We start from the raw sequence: 14548 nt of genomic DNA, 5'->3' as shown, positions 1-14548 counted from the left end.
GCCGGTTCCCTATTAATTTTGCAATCGAGTAAAGACATGAACATCGAAAAAGCCCGCTTCAACATGATAGAGCAACAAATCCGCCCATGGAATGTCTTGAACCAGGAAGTGCTGGACATGCTGATTGTTGTCAAGCGTGAAGATTATTTTCCGGCAGAACAAAAAAGCCTGGCGTTTTTTGACACCGAATTGCCCTTGCCGGATGGCAGCAAGGCCATGACGCCAAAACTGGAAGCCCGCATCCTGGAAGAACTGGCCCTGAAAAAGCAGGAAACAGTATTGCTGATTGGCGCTGGCAATGGTTACCTGGCAGCGCTGCTGGCTTACCGCGCGCGTCATGTCACGGTGCTGGAATCATCTTCAGGCTTGCGTGACCTGGCTATCGGCAATCTGGCAAACAATCATGTGAGCAATGTGGATGTCGTATTGGCAGATGCATTCAGTTTCAAACATACCGGCACCTATGACGCCATCGTCATCACCGGTGGTCTGGAACAAGTGCCTGAACAATTGCAAAAACAGTTGAATACCGGTGGCCGTCTGCTGGCATTTGTTGGTCAGTTGCCTACCCTGACTGCACAGTTACAGACCCGTACTTCTGGCACTGATGTATCGACACGCAATTTGTTTGAAACCGTAGTTGCCCCAGCTGTTGGTGCGGCACCGGTTTCTCATTTCAGCCTGTAATTTAAAACCGATACGCTAGAACAAACTGGAAAAAGTCATGCAACACATCACGGCCACCGAACTTGCGCAATGGTTGAACGATAGCAGCAGAAATCTACCTGTTTTACTCGATGTACGGGAACCTTGGGAACATCAGACTTGTCATATCCCCGGTGTGCAACTGATGCCCATGCAAACGGTACCAACGAGTTTTCATGACCTGGAACCGGATGACGTGATTGTCTGTATCTGTCATCACGGCGGACGCAGTATGCAGGTAGCAAATTTTTTAGAGCGTCAGGGTTATACCCAGACAATTAACCTGACGGGTGGGGTGCATGCATGGGCGCAGCAAGTCGACCCGGCAATGCCCACCTATTAATTTACTTTTTTTTCGGAGCGTTACATGCGTAATCCTATTCTTGCCACACTGCTTGCCAGTGCCTTCCTTTCGCTGAATGCAAACGCCACGGATTTGCTGCAAATCTATAAGGATGCTCTGGCCAATGATGCGCAGTATGCAAGTGCCCGCGCATCGCTGACAGCTGGACAGGAAAAACCGATACAGGGCCGCGCCGGTCTGCTGCCAGGTATCGCTCTGAGAGGAACAGATACCAAATCCAGCACCGATGCTGAAGTCGATGCCGTTGCCGGTTCCCGTACCGTGAAAGGCACATCCAATGCCTGGACGCTGGCCCTGTCGCAGCCCTTGTTCAACTGGACCAACTGGCAGCTATATGAGCAAAGCAAGTTGCTGCTGCTGGTCAGCGAAGCACAGTTTGCCCAATCTAAACAAGACTTGATCGTGCGTGTAGCGCAAGCCTATTTCGATGTGCTGGCAGCACAGGACACGCTGGAAACCCTGCGTGCACAGAAGAGCGCCATCTCTGAACAATTGGCTTCTGCCAAACGCAATTTTGAAGTCGGCACTTCCACCATCACCGACACCCATGAAGCGCAAGCGCGTTATGATCTGGTGACTGCACAGGAATACGCAGGCCAAAGTGATCTGCAAGTCAAGCGCGCAGCCTTGCAGCAAATTATTGCCAAGGAAGCCGGTGAACTGGCACCACTGCAACCAGGCGTGAAACTGAATGCGCCATTGCCGGCAGTAATTGATGACTGGGTCAGTTCGGCAGAAAAACAAAATTACAGCGTGGTTGCTTCGCAAGTGGCGGTGGAAATTGCCAAGCGCGATATCGAAAAAAGCCGCGCTGGTCATTACCCGACAGTTGACCTGGTAGCGACGACCGGTCGGCAGTCTACCGGTGGTGCGACTAACCCGCCTTCAAGCGGTGTCGTCAAGCCTACTACCATAGGCATACAATGGAATATCCCGCTGTTTTCCGGTTTTGCTGTTAACAGCCGCGTCAAGGAATCGATCGCGCTGGAAGACAAGGCGCGCAGTGACTATGAAAATGCACGCCGTACTGCGGCTCAGGGGGCGCGTCAGGCTTTCGTTGGCGTGACTTCTGGCCTGGCCCAGGTGAAGGCCTATGAAGCTGCCGAGATTTCCAGCCAGTCTGCACTGGATTCAAACAAACTGGGTTATCAGGTTGGTGTACGTATCAATATCGACGTGCTGAATGCGCAGCAACAGTTGTACACAACCCGTCAAACTTTGGCAAAAGCGCGTTATGACACTGTCCTGAATGGCTTGCGTCTGAAGTCTGCAGCCGGTACGCTGAAAGAAGAAGATTTGGCAGAAGTGAATGCGTTGTTGCAGCATTGATTCGCATTAATTCGTATTGATTACAGGTTCAGACAACCCGTAAAAAAGCTCGCTTCCGGCGAGCTTTTTTATTGGGATGGTGAGAATCGTGAAAGGCGAAAATAGCCAGGCTGATGAGTGATGTCTGTTCAAGTCCCGACACGCTTGCCGATTTCACGATAGGCTTCGCTGTGTTCCTGCAACCATTGGCGGGTCAGGTGCAGATTGTCGTGTTCCCAGGGTTGAAAGCCGGGCTTGAAATAAGCGAGGTAATGCGGCAGTGAAAACCACAACAGTCCACGGCGGCCAAAGTAAAATTTCAATCCTTGCCACAAGGTTTTGGCTTTGAACAATTCTCCATCGCGATACAGGCAATGCGTGGTTTGTACCAGGGTATCAAGGCTGAACAGCATTGTCACGTAGAGCAGCCACGCCACCCGCCGCCAGTAGCCACCTCCCAGCGCCTGATAGACATCAAAGACCACGGATTTGTGTTCGGTTTCTTCTATTGAATGCCAGGTCCACAAGCGTTTCATGGGTTCTATTGCATCGTCCACCCATTTTGCATCACTCAATACGCCATCGGCAAAAATCGCCGTAAAATGTTCATACGCCATGGTGATCGCCAGATTGTTTTTGACGCTCAGCCCGGCGGCCGTGCGTATGCGCCAGGCGACAAAGGGTCCTATGAAATAGCTCAGGCCCTGGGCATTCAGTTGCTGGTTGTATTGTTCGTGGATATGGCGATGGGTGGATTCCTGGCCGATAAAACCTTTGACGTCGGCTTTCAGTTTTTCATCCGTCAGTAATGGCAGGGCCGCACGCACGCTGTCAATGAAATACTGTTCGCCCAAAGGAAAACTGAAGGACTGGGCATTGAATAACTGTGAGCGAAACGCATCATTCCCCAGCCAGTGACGTGGAAAGCCTTGAGAGAAATCGATATGCAGATGCCGGACCTGCAAAGTTGTATCTGATTTGCCTGGTACGCTGTTTTCTTCAATCCCGCTCATCTTGTTTCTCCATGTTTAATCATGGGAAACAGTCTAAACAATATGCGTTCAGCCTACTTGTATCAAGACGTCAAATTTGTACCGACCCGTCATTCAACTGATAAAAACAGATCATAAAAATCCTGCGCAGCGATGCGATAAATCCAGTAGGCGGGATCCTGGCTATTGATTTTTTGCCTTAGCTGGGCCGGTGCGATACCTGCCAGTTCCAGATATTCCCTGTGCATGTGGGCCTGATCGTAATAACCGGTATCTTGCGCAATCTGGGTCAGGTCACCCCAGGTTACATCCGGCTTGATCAGGTAAGGTAGGGATTGGCCAAAGCGCACGATACGCCGCACGTCACGTAGCGTGACACCAAAAGCATCTCGCACCCGACGTTCAAGCTGCCTTTGCCCTATACCAAAATAGTCGGACAGATCAAGCAGCGGAAAGAAGATTTTCTTGTGTGCAGCCAGGAAGGCGGCACCGATACTGCTCTTTTTTTGATGATCAAGTATCTCCAGCAAAAAATCCTGAAACAGGCTGACGATACGGTCAATCTCTTGTTCATTCTCGAGGGATTGCAAGAAGGCATAGAGTTTTTCCTGGTCCACCAGCTTGTCCATTGTGACGTAGCCATCAGCGATATCGTTGGCGTTCAGGCCGGTCGCCTGATTCAGCATGCCGGGGCGCAGGCAGACTGACACGGTCAGGGTATTGGCTTGATAATGCACATGCATGGGCATCATGGTTGGACCACGCAAGAAAAAGCGTGGTGATTCCGTGCGGCTCTCGTCAGCATTTTCTATGCAGCCACCACCACGCACGAACAGCATGATGGCTGGGCACAGCGTGGCAGGCAAGGATGCTTCGCAGCCGTCCAATTCAACGACCAGTATATGCATGAGCAACGGCACCAGCCTGGGATGAATTGGGAAGACGTGATGCCTGACCGGATAGGTGGAGGTATTGGGCTGTTTCAAGATACAGTAATCATTCAGGCATTAATTAGATCGCTGCATTTTACTAGTTTTACTTGGATACTGACCCATATATCAAAGCCGCTTATGGGGCCTCTTAATCAACAATAAACAGCTTTGCTCCGTCAGTAGTCGAGGAGCGATGGGCTTCTGCACCATCGGCTACCTGATAGCTCATGCCTGCCTGCAAGTTCATTATGCGACCATCGTCCAGTTCGGTTCGCAATTCACCTTCCAGGCATAGCAAGATATGGCCTTTACTGCACCAGTGGTCTGCCAGATAACCGGGCGTATATTCAACCATGCGCACGCGTACAGTGCCGAAGTGGCAGGTGCGCCAATAGGCGGTACCGGTCACGCCAGGATGGGTGGTGGCCGGGATGGAGTTCCAGTCTGTCGTACCAAAGGGGATGTCCGTGATGTTCATTATTACCCTTCATCGCTGCCAGTTGAAAACAGGTACAACTATAGACTGGCTGTTGCGAAAGCACAGGTAACAATTACGGCTTATTTTGACGACATTCTGTAATGCGGTTCAGTTGCGCCGTCAGACGCAGGTCTGTAAAACAGCGATGTCACCCGCAGTGATCAGATTGATGTTGCGGGAAATTTTTTCGATCGGCCAGTTCCACCATGCCAGCTCTTCCAGTGCAGCAATGACTTCAGGCGCAAAGCGCTGGCGCAGTGCTTTGGCAGGATTGCCGCCGACGATGGTATAGGCCGGTACATCACTGACGACAACAGCGAGGGAAGAAATAATGGCGCCATTACCGATTTTGACACCCGGCATGATGAGTGCTTCATAGCCTATCCAGACATCATTGCCAATGACAGTGTCACCCTTGTAGGGCAGCGATGCCATATCCATGGGTGTGCTGTCCCAGCCATTCCCAAAAATTTGAAATGGATAGGTAGAAAAACCAGTCATATTGTGATTCGCACCGTTCATGATGAACTTGACGCCACGGGCCAGCGCACAGAATTTTCCGATGATGAGTTTGTCACCGATAAATGGAAAGTGATAGAGCACATTGCGCTCGAAATTTTCTGAGTCTTCCGGATCATCGTAATAGGTGTAGTCACCAATGATGATATGAGGGTTGTTGACGGTATTGCTGATATAGCAGACTTGTGGAAAGCCTTGCATCGGGTGTTTGTTGTCTGGGTTTGGGCCGTTCATGATGATCCTTTGGCACTGATTTTTTATTGCTTAGATTGCAACAGCGAGTCAATCAATCGATGCAGACCAGCGGTCATGGCTTTGACCGAACCTTGCATATCCCATTCATCATTATGAATATTGACAAAATTCGAGATGGCGCGCAACTCCAGAAAAGCCTGATTCTCTTGCAGGCAGGTATGGAAGAAAGCCGCACCTTCCATGTTTTCCAGATCAACTTCGCCGGTATTCACAAACGGTGCCATGGCTGCATTCAATGACATGCTGCGGGCCAGCGGGAAGAGCGGGTTGGTTGGCAGATGCGGACAGGTCAGGGTGTGGCGGCGTTCAAATTCCATGTCTATCGGTAAATGGGCAAGATGAACAAAGCCGGAAGTCGTAAAGAAACCCAGATCACCTTCGACTTCTGTGGCAACCAGGGCGACGTCACCGATCTTTAAGCTGGAATGGGGATAGGCACCGGCGATGCCTGCCATGATCAGTAAGTCAGGCTTATGCTGACAGATCAGTTTGGTCGTCGCATATGCCGTGGCGCTCAGGCCGACACCAGAGATGATTGTGCTGACATCATCACGCTGAAACAGGCTGGCCTCTGTCTGGGTGGGAAACAGTACGGTGATTTTCATGGTTCTCTTGTAAATCGATAAATTTCTAACATGCTTGCCTCACGATTTTTCTTGCTGACAGATTATCGCATTGAATTGTTGACATCAATCAAAGTACAGCATCGCTGATTTTTGGTTTGGGCCGGTGTGAGGTGCATCTCGAATTACCCCACTTTTCACTGGTTATTGTTTGAATTGGACATGAAACTTATCAACTATACTTGGTGAAAATAGTATTTTTGCCGCCCAGAAAAATAGCTGTGCTGCAATTATCAGAAATTCTGCCGTTATAAGACCAGAGGCTTGCTTGCGGATATGTTGCATCAGGCTTTGTTTTTCTTTCCTTTGCTGTAAATCGTTCAGGTGCAATGATGGCCAAAACCAATAAAGAATTTGTCACAGGCCTGTATCAGGTATTGTGGAATAAACCAGCAGATCAGGCCGCAGTTGATCTGCTTGCTGCGCGTCTGGATTCGGGCCTGCTGACACGTGCCGGTGTTGAATATAATTTTCTGACTGCGACCGATTACAGCCCGGCAGCAGAGCAGATCGTGCGCCTTTATTTTGCGGCCTTTAATCGTATTCCTGACTATGACGGGTTCTTGTTCTGGATGGGCGTGCAAAGAAATGGCGGCAGCAATTTGCAAGTTGCCCAGACCTTTGCTCAGTCAGAAGAATTTGTCGCCAAATATGGTAGTAATTTGTCGAATACGCAATACCTCAACCTGATCTATCAGAACGTACTGGGGCGTAATGCTGATGTCGCAGGCCGTGATTACTGGCTGCAACAAATGGCTAACGGTATGTTGCGTGGCGAAATACTGAGCCAGTTTGCGCAATCCGCAGAATTTCAAACCTCGGCGGCAACCAAGGTGTATGCCAGCGTGGTGTATACCACGCTGCTGGGGCGTATGCCGACTGCAGCAGAGGCTGCCGTTGCACCTACCAATGTTGAACAACTGGTACTGAAGGTGGCGCAGGCTTCTGAGGTAGCGCCAACCATAGGCAGCATTACCTATTCTTCCACGGTATTTAATGAAAAGCAGCTTAATGACGGCAGTATCGTCAATACCGTTACCCTGACTGTGACAGGCGATACTTTCAAAGGCAATGTAGGTGCCACTCTGGGGAAAATATCGAATGTACCAGCTGGTTTGACAGCCAGCCTGACCAAGACCACTGACACTACAGCGACCTTGACCTTGACAGGTTTCGCGACGAGCAATAATAGTGTCAATAATGTCAGCAATTTGACAGTGACACTGGACAATACATCGTTTACCGGTGGCAAGGTGGTGAATATCATCAATGCCGTCAAGTCAGACCTGCAAGTCAATTTTATCGATATCCCCTTGAATGAAACCAATCATTTATTGAGTGGCAAGGGCGCATTGACGACACCGCTGTCGGTGGATTTGTTGCTGGACAAGCTTTTGCTCGACGGTAAAAACCTGGATTTGCTCAGCGGCAGCATACAGCAGGTCAACAACGTCGATCTTAGCAGTCTTGCCGCTGCGACCACCACGACCACGGGTGGCAGCAAGGTGACTGTGACGACTACGCTCAAGGGGGATGACGGCAACAATTTGCTGATAGGGTCTGCCTACCCGAATTTCTTTGATGGCGGTAAAGGGAATGACACCATGCAGGGTGGGATAGGTATCGACACCTATGCGTTTGGCATTACGCCGCAGGCAAATGGCAATGACCTGATCACCAATTTCACGATAGGCAAAGGGGGGGATGTATTGAATTTTTCATCCTTCCTGAACAAAACCGGTACCACCAAGATTGCTGCGGTGAATGCTGCCAGCACGGTTCCCAAAGCTTGGGCAAACGGAGACGTATTGACTGTTCAGGGTAATGCCCTGGACCCGGTAAAACTGGCCGCCTTGTTTGGCACTGGCAAAGCCTTCGCCGCCCCGACGGTCGCCACCAAGATGGTGTTGATCACGGCGGATATCATTGGCGACGCCAGTATCTGGTTTGTGATCAACCAGACCGATGTCGCCAATATCACACCCGATGAAATTACACTGGTTGGTACGCTCAAGAATATCAATAACCTGAGCCTGGTAGGGTTTGATGTGACGAACTTTTTGTAATGCGTTTTTGAGACGCATTTTTCTGACACATAGATCTACAGGTGCTATTTGACTTCGGGCAAACCATGCCGGAAAAGCATGCGCAGTTTATACGGAACCATAGAGAAGACTTTGAGGTAAGCAGACTGACTGACAACTCGCCTGCTTTGTATTAGACGGCGACAGACAGCCAGTCTTTTTCTTTCCTGCCATTGTGATCTCAAGCAGCCCCAATAGATTTGACTGAACAATGTCCAGCGCTGTTTGAGGGCAGCAAGTACCAGGCCTTCCAATAACAGCATGCACAGATGCAGCGGCAAAAGCATATAAATCAACGGTGCCGGGGTCGTCATGACCATGACAAAGGTTTTGTTGCGCTCTGATGCCACACGTCGTGTCAATTTGGTGCTGAGTTTATTGTCAAGCACCTTGCCACCACCCAGGCTTTGTCCAACCCAGTGACGAAAACCGGATATCCCCAGCGCTTGCACCGGATAGGAATATAAGCGCGCTACACAGCAGACATACATATCTTCTGCAAGTGAGCCAAACCAATCTGGAAAGCCGCCGATTTCTATCCACAATGTCCGTGGCATCCACAAGCAGGCACCTATGATCATGCCTGCATCCTGCTTTTGCGGATCCAGATTGGGCACGGGGTTAAGAAAGATATCAAAACTGCTGCCTATGTCGATGAGATTGCCGGTAGCCGCGTCATATTGTGGCAGGCCGAGTATGGCTGGCTGTTGTAAATTTTGGGCATGCGCGTAAAGTGTGGCAATGGCATCGTCAAACAATTCTGCATCATTGTTCAGCAAGAGCAAATATGCACCTGTTGCAACGTCTGCCATGCGATTATTCGAGATACAAAAACCGACGTTGTCGGCGCTTGCGATAAGTCGGACATCAGGGTAGTGGGTACGGATATAGTCAACTGAACCATCGGTTGACGCGTCGTCATGCACGATGATTTCAATTGAGCCTGAAAATGTTTGCTGGTACACCGATTTCAGGCAGGCGTCGATGAGCTTGAGACCATTGTAATTGGCAATGCAGACGCTGCAGACGGGTGTTTTGTCCGGCGTTGGTACGGGGGGCATCTTGCTTTTATCCTTGCAGGCTTTGCCAGGTCAGTGCTATCCCCTGGTCGAGTGAAACTTGTGGCTGCCAGTTCAATTGTCGGGCCAGCTTGTCGTTATTGAGTATGATGCGTGCTACGTCGACCTGACGTGCAGGCTGGTAATTCACTTTGAGCTTGCGCCCGCACATGGCTTCCATGCTGCGTATGACTTCGTTCAGGCTATGGCCCACGCCATAACCGATGTTGTAGCTGCCGCTGACATCGCCCTGTCTGATGATGGACAGGCAGGCATTTACCAGATCGTCGATATACAAAAAATCACGTATGGTTTCGCCGTCACCCCAGATATCGATGGCGGTATCGCGCAATACATGTTCCAGCATGGTACGGATGACACCAAAGCCTGGCCGGAAAGGCTGGCCACAGCCATACACATTAGATGGCCGCAATATCGTCACTTTGCTGCCGGTCTGTACCTGGCAGACCTGTAAAAAGGCTTCTATGGCGACTTTGCCGGCACCGTAATACGAGCGTGGAGCGAATGGAGTATTTTCAGATACCGGCGAGCTGTCCGGATTACCATAAAAGGTGCCACCAGAAGAAAAAAACAGCAGCTGTTTGGGGGCGCATTCATTCAGCAACTCAATGAAGCGCAAGGTCGGCAGTATATTCTGGCTTGCTTCCAGCGTTGGCTGTTTTGCCGATACGCCCGGTGTCGTCGACGAGGCAGCATGGATAATCGTCGAACAGGCTGGCAGCAGCGTGCGCAGCAGATCGCTATTGTCCATACTGCCACGGTGTACTTGTATACCAGCCGGCAATGCTGGTTCCGCATGCCTTGCCAGGATATGGATGGGGCGTTGCCGGCAAGCCGCGTCATTTTGCAGGCCACGGGCAATGGCTGATCCCATGAAGCCAGTGCCGCCAATAATCAATATGCCGTCGTTGCTCATTTTTTTGCCATCAAATCCAAATAGGCTGATTCATACCGGCTTGCACAATCGTCCCAGGTACCGATTTCTGTTTTTATCCAGGCTTGTGCTGCTTTGCCTATGCGTTCATTATTCTCTGGAACGTCGAGGAAATCCAGCGCCTGTTGCAGTTTGGACTGGTTATCGCAAATCCATCCGGTTTTTTTGTCCTGCACCAGGCTGGCATGTCCAGGTATGTCAGAGACGATCACAGGCAGGCCAGCGGCCATGGCTTCCAGCAAGACCTGTGGACGGCCTTCATCATGCTGACTGAGTGTCAATACACCGGCTGCTTGTGGAAACCATTCGCCAACCAGGGCGGTGGGGTTGGTGGGGCCGTGATAATGCAGCCAGTCAGGCAGCTCTATCTGCTCTTGCATGGGGCCGAAAAGATGTATTTCACGTTGCGCGTGCACCAGATCTTTAGCCCATTCCAGCAAGCTACCCAGCTTGTTTTTGGTGATGCGGGTAATGACCAGCCATTTCTTGATCACCGGGGCTGGCGTTTGTCGCTGCAAGGCAAACCATTTCTTTTCTACACCAAAAGGAATGACACGGATTTCAGCGACATCACCAAAGGCCGCTTGCAATGTTGGCTGCATCCATTCTGCATTCGGCGCAATGATACAGTTGCGCTGCGCCATGACACGGCGCAGCGCAGCTTTCATGCCGGGCAGGCGCAACAGGGCGAAATCGGTCCCGAGGACGGTAATCAGCGCAGGTGTGTTGGTTCCCCACAAGGGCAAGGCGTTTTGCAGCCAGTTGACATGGGCAACATCATGCTGATGCCGTCCGCGATAAGTGCGTCGCAACAGGTTCAATAGTTTGAGTACGTAAAATACGCCTTTTATGCCCTTGCTGCGCACAATATGGGCGATGCCGCCTTCTGCCAGCATGCCGTCCAGCCATTGTGCATCTTCGTCACTTAGACTATTGCGGACATTGGCGGGAATATCACCAGATGGTGCCCAGAGGCTGAGCGCCAGTGTCGGTTTTTCTGATAACGATTGTAACATGTCAGCAATAAATCGCCCTTGCCAGTCTTTTGCATTTTTCGGGTAGGAGGTGCTGACCAGCAAGACATCAAGACTAGCCTTATTGGCCGGATGGCTCATTGTCGCTATCCTTGTAATGCAAGGCAGATACCTGTTCCGAGACTATCCCGATCAGAAAGGTGAGTATGGCCGATATAAACAACAGCGCACTCATATTTGTGAAACGGTGCGTGGTGATGAAGGTGTACAGATAATAGGCCAGCCCGGTCGTAAAGAACGACAGGCTGATCGGCAAGAACAATTTTTGCGGGGAATACAGGGTGCCGATCTTGATAATGATCAGCAAGAACCGGAAACCATCCTTGATCACGTGTACATGGCTTTTACCGATGCGTTTTGGCGCTTCGATCGGCACATAGGCAATTGCATAGCCAGCGCGAAAGAAACTCATGGTAATCGTGGTCGGATAAGAAAAGGTATTCGGCAACAGGTACAGGAATTTGCGAAATTTTTTGGCGTTGACGGCACGAAAGCCGGATGTCAGATCATGTATCTTTTGTCCCACCATCCAGCTCGACAGACGATTGTAAAAACCATTGGCGACGGCGCGGTGGGCACCGGCTTGCGACGCCCGGTCACGGGCACCGACCACCATGTCATATTTTTCATCCAGTTTTGCCAGCAGGCGCGGAATATCTTCCGGTTTGTGCTGACCATCCGCATCCATGAACAGCAGCGTTTCACCCTTGGCAGCCCGGGCACCGGACTTGATGGCACCGCCGTTACCGATACTGTATGGGTGGGAGATGACCTTCACCTGATTTTGCTGACATATCTCTACCGTGTTATCGGTAGAACCATCATCAACGACGATGATTTCTGCGTCGCCTGCATATTCACGCAGTTTGGGCAACAGGCTCTGCAAGGAAGCAGCTTCGTTCTTTGCCGGCAATATGATGGAAAGTGTATTACGCATAATAATCAAGATAGGTCAGTCTTCATTTGTCGTATATTCCGCTTGATGTTACTTGATATTTTCTTCAAGGCTCGCCAAGGCTTTCGTATAGTTTTGTAATTGATCAAGCTGCTTGATTAGTTGAATTTCCTTTTTCGCACTGTCAAACATTTGCAAATTAATTAATATAGTCAGCATGTTGATGTGGGTATCAATGTCTTTTGGTGATATATCGATCGCCGCCTGAGCAGCTTGCAATGCTGCCTGATTATCATGCTTGATACGGTATAAATAGTCTCCCCATGCAAACAGGACTTGCATTCTCGCTTTGCCTGTTAATGTTGGGTTTTTCAGTGCGGCTTCAAATAGTGTACCGGTAAGCTCGTCAACTCCTTTGCAAGTTTTCGCGATCACACATTGACACAAGTGTGAAAGCGAATTCCCGGTATTTGTCGAAAACGGGTATTTAGTCAGCCTTTGGGACAGTGCATCGCCCCATTCTTTTTCTACTGGTAAATCGTTGTTCGCGTGCAGTGAAATAAGGCCTAACAGACCCAGAGCGTCAGATGAAGATAGCTCGGCCGCTTTGGCGTAATACTTGTAAGCTTCAGTGTAATATTCGTTGGCATCGATCGGGTTAGTAGCCGGCAATACCGCATAAAACGTAGCGATATCAATATTTGCCCTGACGGATTGTGGGTGATGTGAAACTTCCTTGAGTTTCATTTCTACCGGATCACCCCATTGGCCTGCCCTCATATAGCTGATACCTGCCAGCATGATCAGGATGGCTACGGCCAGCAGGCTACGAATTTTAGAGCTTTCATTATGTTTGCCTGGCACAAACAGATAAAACATAAGCGCAAAAATCAGGCCGAATGTAGGCAGGTAATTTCTGTGTTCGTGGATCAACTCGAGTGGAAGAAAACTCGATTCCATGCTGTGACCGACCAGGAAAAATAAAACACCAAAGGCAGCTACCGGTGCACGCCTGTAGGCAAAAAGGCTAGCTATGACTACTGCCATGATACCCAAACACGCAGGCAAAGTAGTTAATGGATCCAGCCAGCCCCTGGATAAGGGAATATCATCGTGAAACAGCCCAAGTGCACTGATATCCGGAACAAATACCAAGCGGATGTAAAACCAGATAATGCGTGCTTCGGTAAATAAGCGTTCGGCTAGGGTAAAGTCACGTATCTTGTAGGTATTGTCCAGCCATTCAGGGTGCCAGGCAAGGTAGCCTACAATAAGTAGTGCAGGTAATGCGAGTGTGCCCAGGTAAATTGTCTTTAACAATTTTTTGGACAGTAATGGTGCTGTAAAACCAAAGAAAATGCACTCGGTCAAAAACAGGAAAAGTGGCAACAGAGCGCCATTTTCTTTGCAGAATATGGCCAGTGGAGTGAATATAAAAAAAGCGGCAAAAACATATAGCCAGCCCTTGTTGTTGTTCGCCATCAGCAGACGGCCGTGGACGTAAAAAATCAGACCAAGAAAACAAAACAGGCTGCTCAGGCTGGTCATGCGCTGCACGACATACAAAACGCTGGATAGGTTCAAGGGATGCAATAGCCAGATTGCAGCGATACTAACACTTACCCAAGCAGCGTTCGCAACAGGGATACTGACTGCGTGCTTGGCGCGATGGGCCTTGATGAGTAATAGTGCAAGAAAATAGACACAAATGCCATTGATCAAATGAATGACAAGATTTGTCAGCTTGAATTGGGCTGGACTATTTTCAGATACCAGATAGTCAATGGCAAAGCTCACCATACTGATGGGGCGACCAAGTGAGCCTGCTGTGCCAGAAAGTGCTGCTTGTTTGAGACTTAGCCAATCGAAGCTGGTGATCCGCAGTTTATCGTTCTCAAGAATATTGACGCTATCGTCAAACATGAAGTATCCGCTCAATCCAGGTTGGTACACAAAAAAAGTCAGTACCAAGACCAGAAAGAGAGCAAATAGCGGGAGGCGATTTTTTGTCATTATTTAAAAAGAAAAAGGTCCGAAGACCTTCTGTTATCCCATTGATTTTTCTATCAGTTAAATCAAATTCATAGCTATTGAGTGCTTACTTGAGGTAACTGACCAGGATCTTAATTTACCACTTACCTGAATGGCAATTAATAATTTTGTATATAAGCTTGATTGCTGGAGCCAACATCTTGGTCGTTCCATGACCTGGAAATTGTTGGCCAATTCTTTGAAACATGTTGTGCTGGTTAGGGGTTGGCGGTTGACCTCTGGAGCCTGGACTGCACTTGATAATAGACCTAGTTCAGTTGAGCGTCGCTAAATAATTGTTATTTGAATTTCGTG

Annotated in this window: 14 protein-coding genes; 4 read left to right on the top strand and 10 right to left on the bottom strand. The window is 49.5% G+C overall.

Annotation, left to right across the window (positions count from 1 at the left end):
• Positions 1-36 precede the first annotated feature (36 nt).
• The 3 genes from ACO0LK_RS06610 to ACO0LK_RS06600 are packed head-to-tail and all read left to right on the top strand — an operon-like array spanning position 37 to position 2398.
• Positions 37-687: a protein-L-isoaspartate O-methyltransferase family protein gene (locus tag ACO0LK_RS06610; protein WP_422973346.1), complete on the top strand. Its 651-nt coding sequence runs from the start codon at positions 37-39 to the stop codon at positions 685-687.
• A 37-nt stretch (positions 688-724) separates the two neighbouring features.
• Positions 725-1048, top strand: coding sequence for a rhodanese-like domain-containing protein (locus ACO0LK_RS06605; RefSeq protein WP_422973344.1), 324 nt, complete (start codon positions 725-727; stop codon positions 1046-1048).
• Between the two features lie 24 nt (positions 1049-1072).
• Positions 1073-2398 carry a TolC family outer membrane protein gene (locus ACO0LK_RS06600; protein ID WP_186949140.1) on the top strand — a complete coding sequence of 442 codons (1326 nt, stop codon included), beginning with the start codon at positions 1073-1075 and terminating at the stop codon, positions 2396-2398.
• A 128-nt stretch (positions 2399-2526) separates the two neighbouring features.
• Here the strand turns inward: ACO0LK_RS06600 and ACO0LK_RS06595 are convergent, their stop codons facing one another.
• The 5 genes from ACO0LK_RS06595 to ACO0LK_RS06575 all read right to left on the bottom strand — a co-directional run bounded on the left by ACO0LK_RS06595 (position 2527) and on the right by ACO0LK_RS06575 (position 6158).
• Positions 2527-3390: a metal-dependent hydrolase gene (locus ACO0LK_RS06595; protein WP_422973342.1), complete on the bottom strand. Its 864-nt coding sequence runs from the start codon at positions 3388-3390 to the stop codon at positions 2527-2529.
• An 89-nt stretch (positions 3391-3479) separates the two neighbouring features.
• Positions 3480-4355, bottom strand: a complete 876-nt coding sequence (locus ACO0LK_RS06590) for a helix-turn-helix domain-containing protein (protein WP_422973340.1) — start codon at positions 4353-4355, stop codon at positions 3480-3482.
• 94 nt (positions 4356-4449) lie between these two features.
• Positions 4450-4779, bottom strand: coding sequence for a DHCW motif cupin fold protein (locus ACO0LK_RS06585; RefSeq protein WP_422973338.1), 330 nt, complete (start codon positions 4777-4779; stop codon positions 4450-4452).
• 120 nt (positions 4780-4899) lie between these two features.
• Positions 4900-5532 (bottom strand): Vat family streptogramin A O-acetyltransferase, encoded by a 633-nt coding sequence (locus ACO0LK_RS06580; protein WP_422973336.1) that lies wholly within the window; start codon positions 5530-5532, stop codon positions 4900-4902.
• A gap of 23 nt (positions 5533-5555) precedes the next feature.
• Positions 5556-6158, bottom strand: coding sequence for a hypothetical protein (locus ACO0LK_RS06575; protein ID WP_422973334.1), 603 nt, complete (start codon positions 6156-6158; stop codon positions 5556-5558).
• 350 nt (positions 6159-6508) lie between these two features.
• Between ACO0LK_RS06575 and ACO0LK_RS06570 the strand changes: the two genes are divergently transcribed.
• The gene (locus ACO0LK_RS06570; protein WP_422973332.1) at positions 6509-8242 is read left to right on the top strand and encodes a DUF4214 domain-containing protein; all 1734 of its coding nucleotides are present in this window, start codon (positions 6509-6511) and stop codon (positions 8240-8242) included.
• A gap of 44 nt (positions 8243-8286) precedes the next feature.
• Here ACO0LK_RS06570 and ACO0LK_RS06565 read toward each other — a convergent pair whose 3' ends face one another.
• The 5 genes from ACO0LK_RS06565 to ACO0LK_RS06545 are packed head-to-tail and all read right to left on the bottom strand — an operon-like array spanning position 8287 to position 14125.
• Complete coding sequence (locus tag ACO0LK_RS06565; RefSeq protein WP_422973330.1) at positions 8287-9321, bottom strand: glycosyltransferase family 2 protein; 1035 nt, start codon at positions 9319-9321, stop codon at positions 8287-8289.
• Between the two features lie 7 nt (positions 9322-9328).
• On the bottom strand, positions 9329-10255 hold the full coding sequence (locus ACO0LK_RS06560) for an NAD-dependent epimerase/dehydratase family protein (RefSeq protein ID WP_422973328.1): 927 nt from the start codon (positions 10253-10255) through the stop codon (positions 9329-9331).
• On the bottom strand, positions 10252-11388 hold the full coding sequence (locus tag ACO0LK_RS06555; protein ID WP_422973326.1) for a glycosyltransferase family 4 protein: 1137 nt from the start codon (positions 11386-11388) through the stop codon (positions 10252-10254). The genes ACO0LK_RS06560 and ACO0LK_RS06555 overlap by 4 nt, the downstream gene beginning before the upstream one ends.
• Complete coding sequence (locus tag ACO0LK_RS06550) at positions 11369-12244, bottom strand: glycosyltransferase family 2 protein (RefSeq protein WP_422973324.1); 876 nt, start codon at positions 12242-12244, stop codon at positions 11369-11371. Before ACO0LK_RS06550 ends, ACO0LK_RS06555 begins: the two co-directional genes overlap by 20 nt.
• A 48-nt stretch (positions 12245-12292) precedes the next feature.
• A complete protein-coding gene (locus tag ACO0LK_RS06545; protein ID WP_422973322.1) occupies positions 12293-14125 on the bottom strand; it encodes a hypothetical protein in 1833 nt (610 codons plus the stop codon).
• Between the last annotated feature and the right edge of the window lie 423 nt (positions 14126-14548).

The sequence above is a fragment of the Undibacterium sp. Ji49W genome (assembly GCF_049340205.1).
Taxonomy (GTDB): Bacteria; Pseudomonadota; Gammaproteobacteria; order Burkholderiales; family Burkholderiaceae_D; genus Undibacterium.
The sequence above is the reverse complement of the archived record's forward strand: the minus strand, read 5'-3'. Positions and strand labels throughout refer to the sequence as shown.

Bases quoted from the DNA above. Each gene is read 5' to 3' on its own strand.
- ACO0LK_RS06610 (WP_422973346.1), top strand. From the start codon at position 37: ATGAACATCGAAAAAGCCCGCTTCAACATGATAGAGCAACAAATCCGC.
- ACO0LK_RS06605 (WP_422973344.1), top strand. From the start codon at position 725: ATGCAACACATCACGGCCACCGAACTTGCGCAATGGTTGAACGATAGC.
- ACO0LK_RS06600 (WP_186949140.1), top strand. From the start codon at position 1,073: ATGCGTAATCCTATTCTTGCCACACTGCTTGCCAGTGCCTTCCTTTCG.
- ACO0LK_RS06595 (WP_422973342.1), bottom strand. From the start codon at position 3,390: ATGAGCGGGATTGAAGAAAACAGCGTACCAGGCAAATCAGATACAACT.
- ACO0LK_RS06585 (WP_422973338.1), bottom strand. From the start codon at position 4,779: ATGAACATCACGGACATCCCCTTTGGTACGACAGACTGGAACTCCATC.
- ACO0LK_RS06580 (WP_422973336.1), bottom strand. From the start codon at position 5,532: ATGAACGGCCCAAACCCAGACAACAAACACCCGATGCAAGGCTTTCCA.
- ACO0LK_RS06575 (WP_422973334.1), bottom strand. From the start codon at position 6,158: ATGAAAATCACCGTACTGTTTCCCACCCAGACAGAGGCCAGCCTGTTT.
- ACO0LK_RS06570 (WP_422973332.1), top strand. From the start codon at position 6,509: ATGGCCAAAACCAATAAAGAATTTGTCACAGGCCTGTATCAGGTATTG.
- ACO0LK_RS06565 (WP_422973330.1), bottom strand. From the start codon at position 9,321: ATGCCCCCCGTACCAACGCCGGACAAAACACCCGTCTGCAGCGTCTGC.
- ACO0LK_RS06560 (WP_422973328.1), bottom strand. From the start codon at position 10,255: ATGAGCAACGACGGCATATTGATTATTGGCGGCACTGGCTTCATGGGA.
- ACO0LK_RS06555 (WP_422973326.1), bottom strand. From the start codon at position 11,388: ATGAGCCATCCGGCCAATAAGGCTAGTCTTGATGTCTTGCTGGTCAGC.
- ACO0LK_RS06550 (WP_422973324.1), bottom strand. From the start codon at position 12,244: ATGCGTAATACACTTTCCATCATATTGCCGGCAAAGAACGAAGCTGCT.
- ACO0LK_RS06545 (WP_422973322.1), bottom strand. From the start codon at position 14,125: ATGTTTGACGATAGCGTCAATATTCTTGAGAACGATAAACTGCGGATC.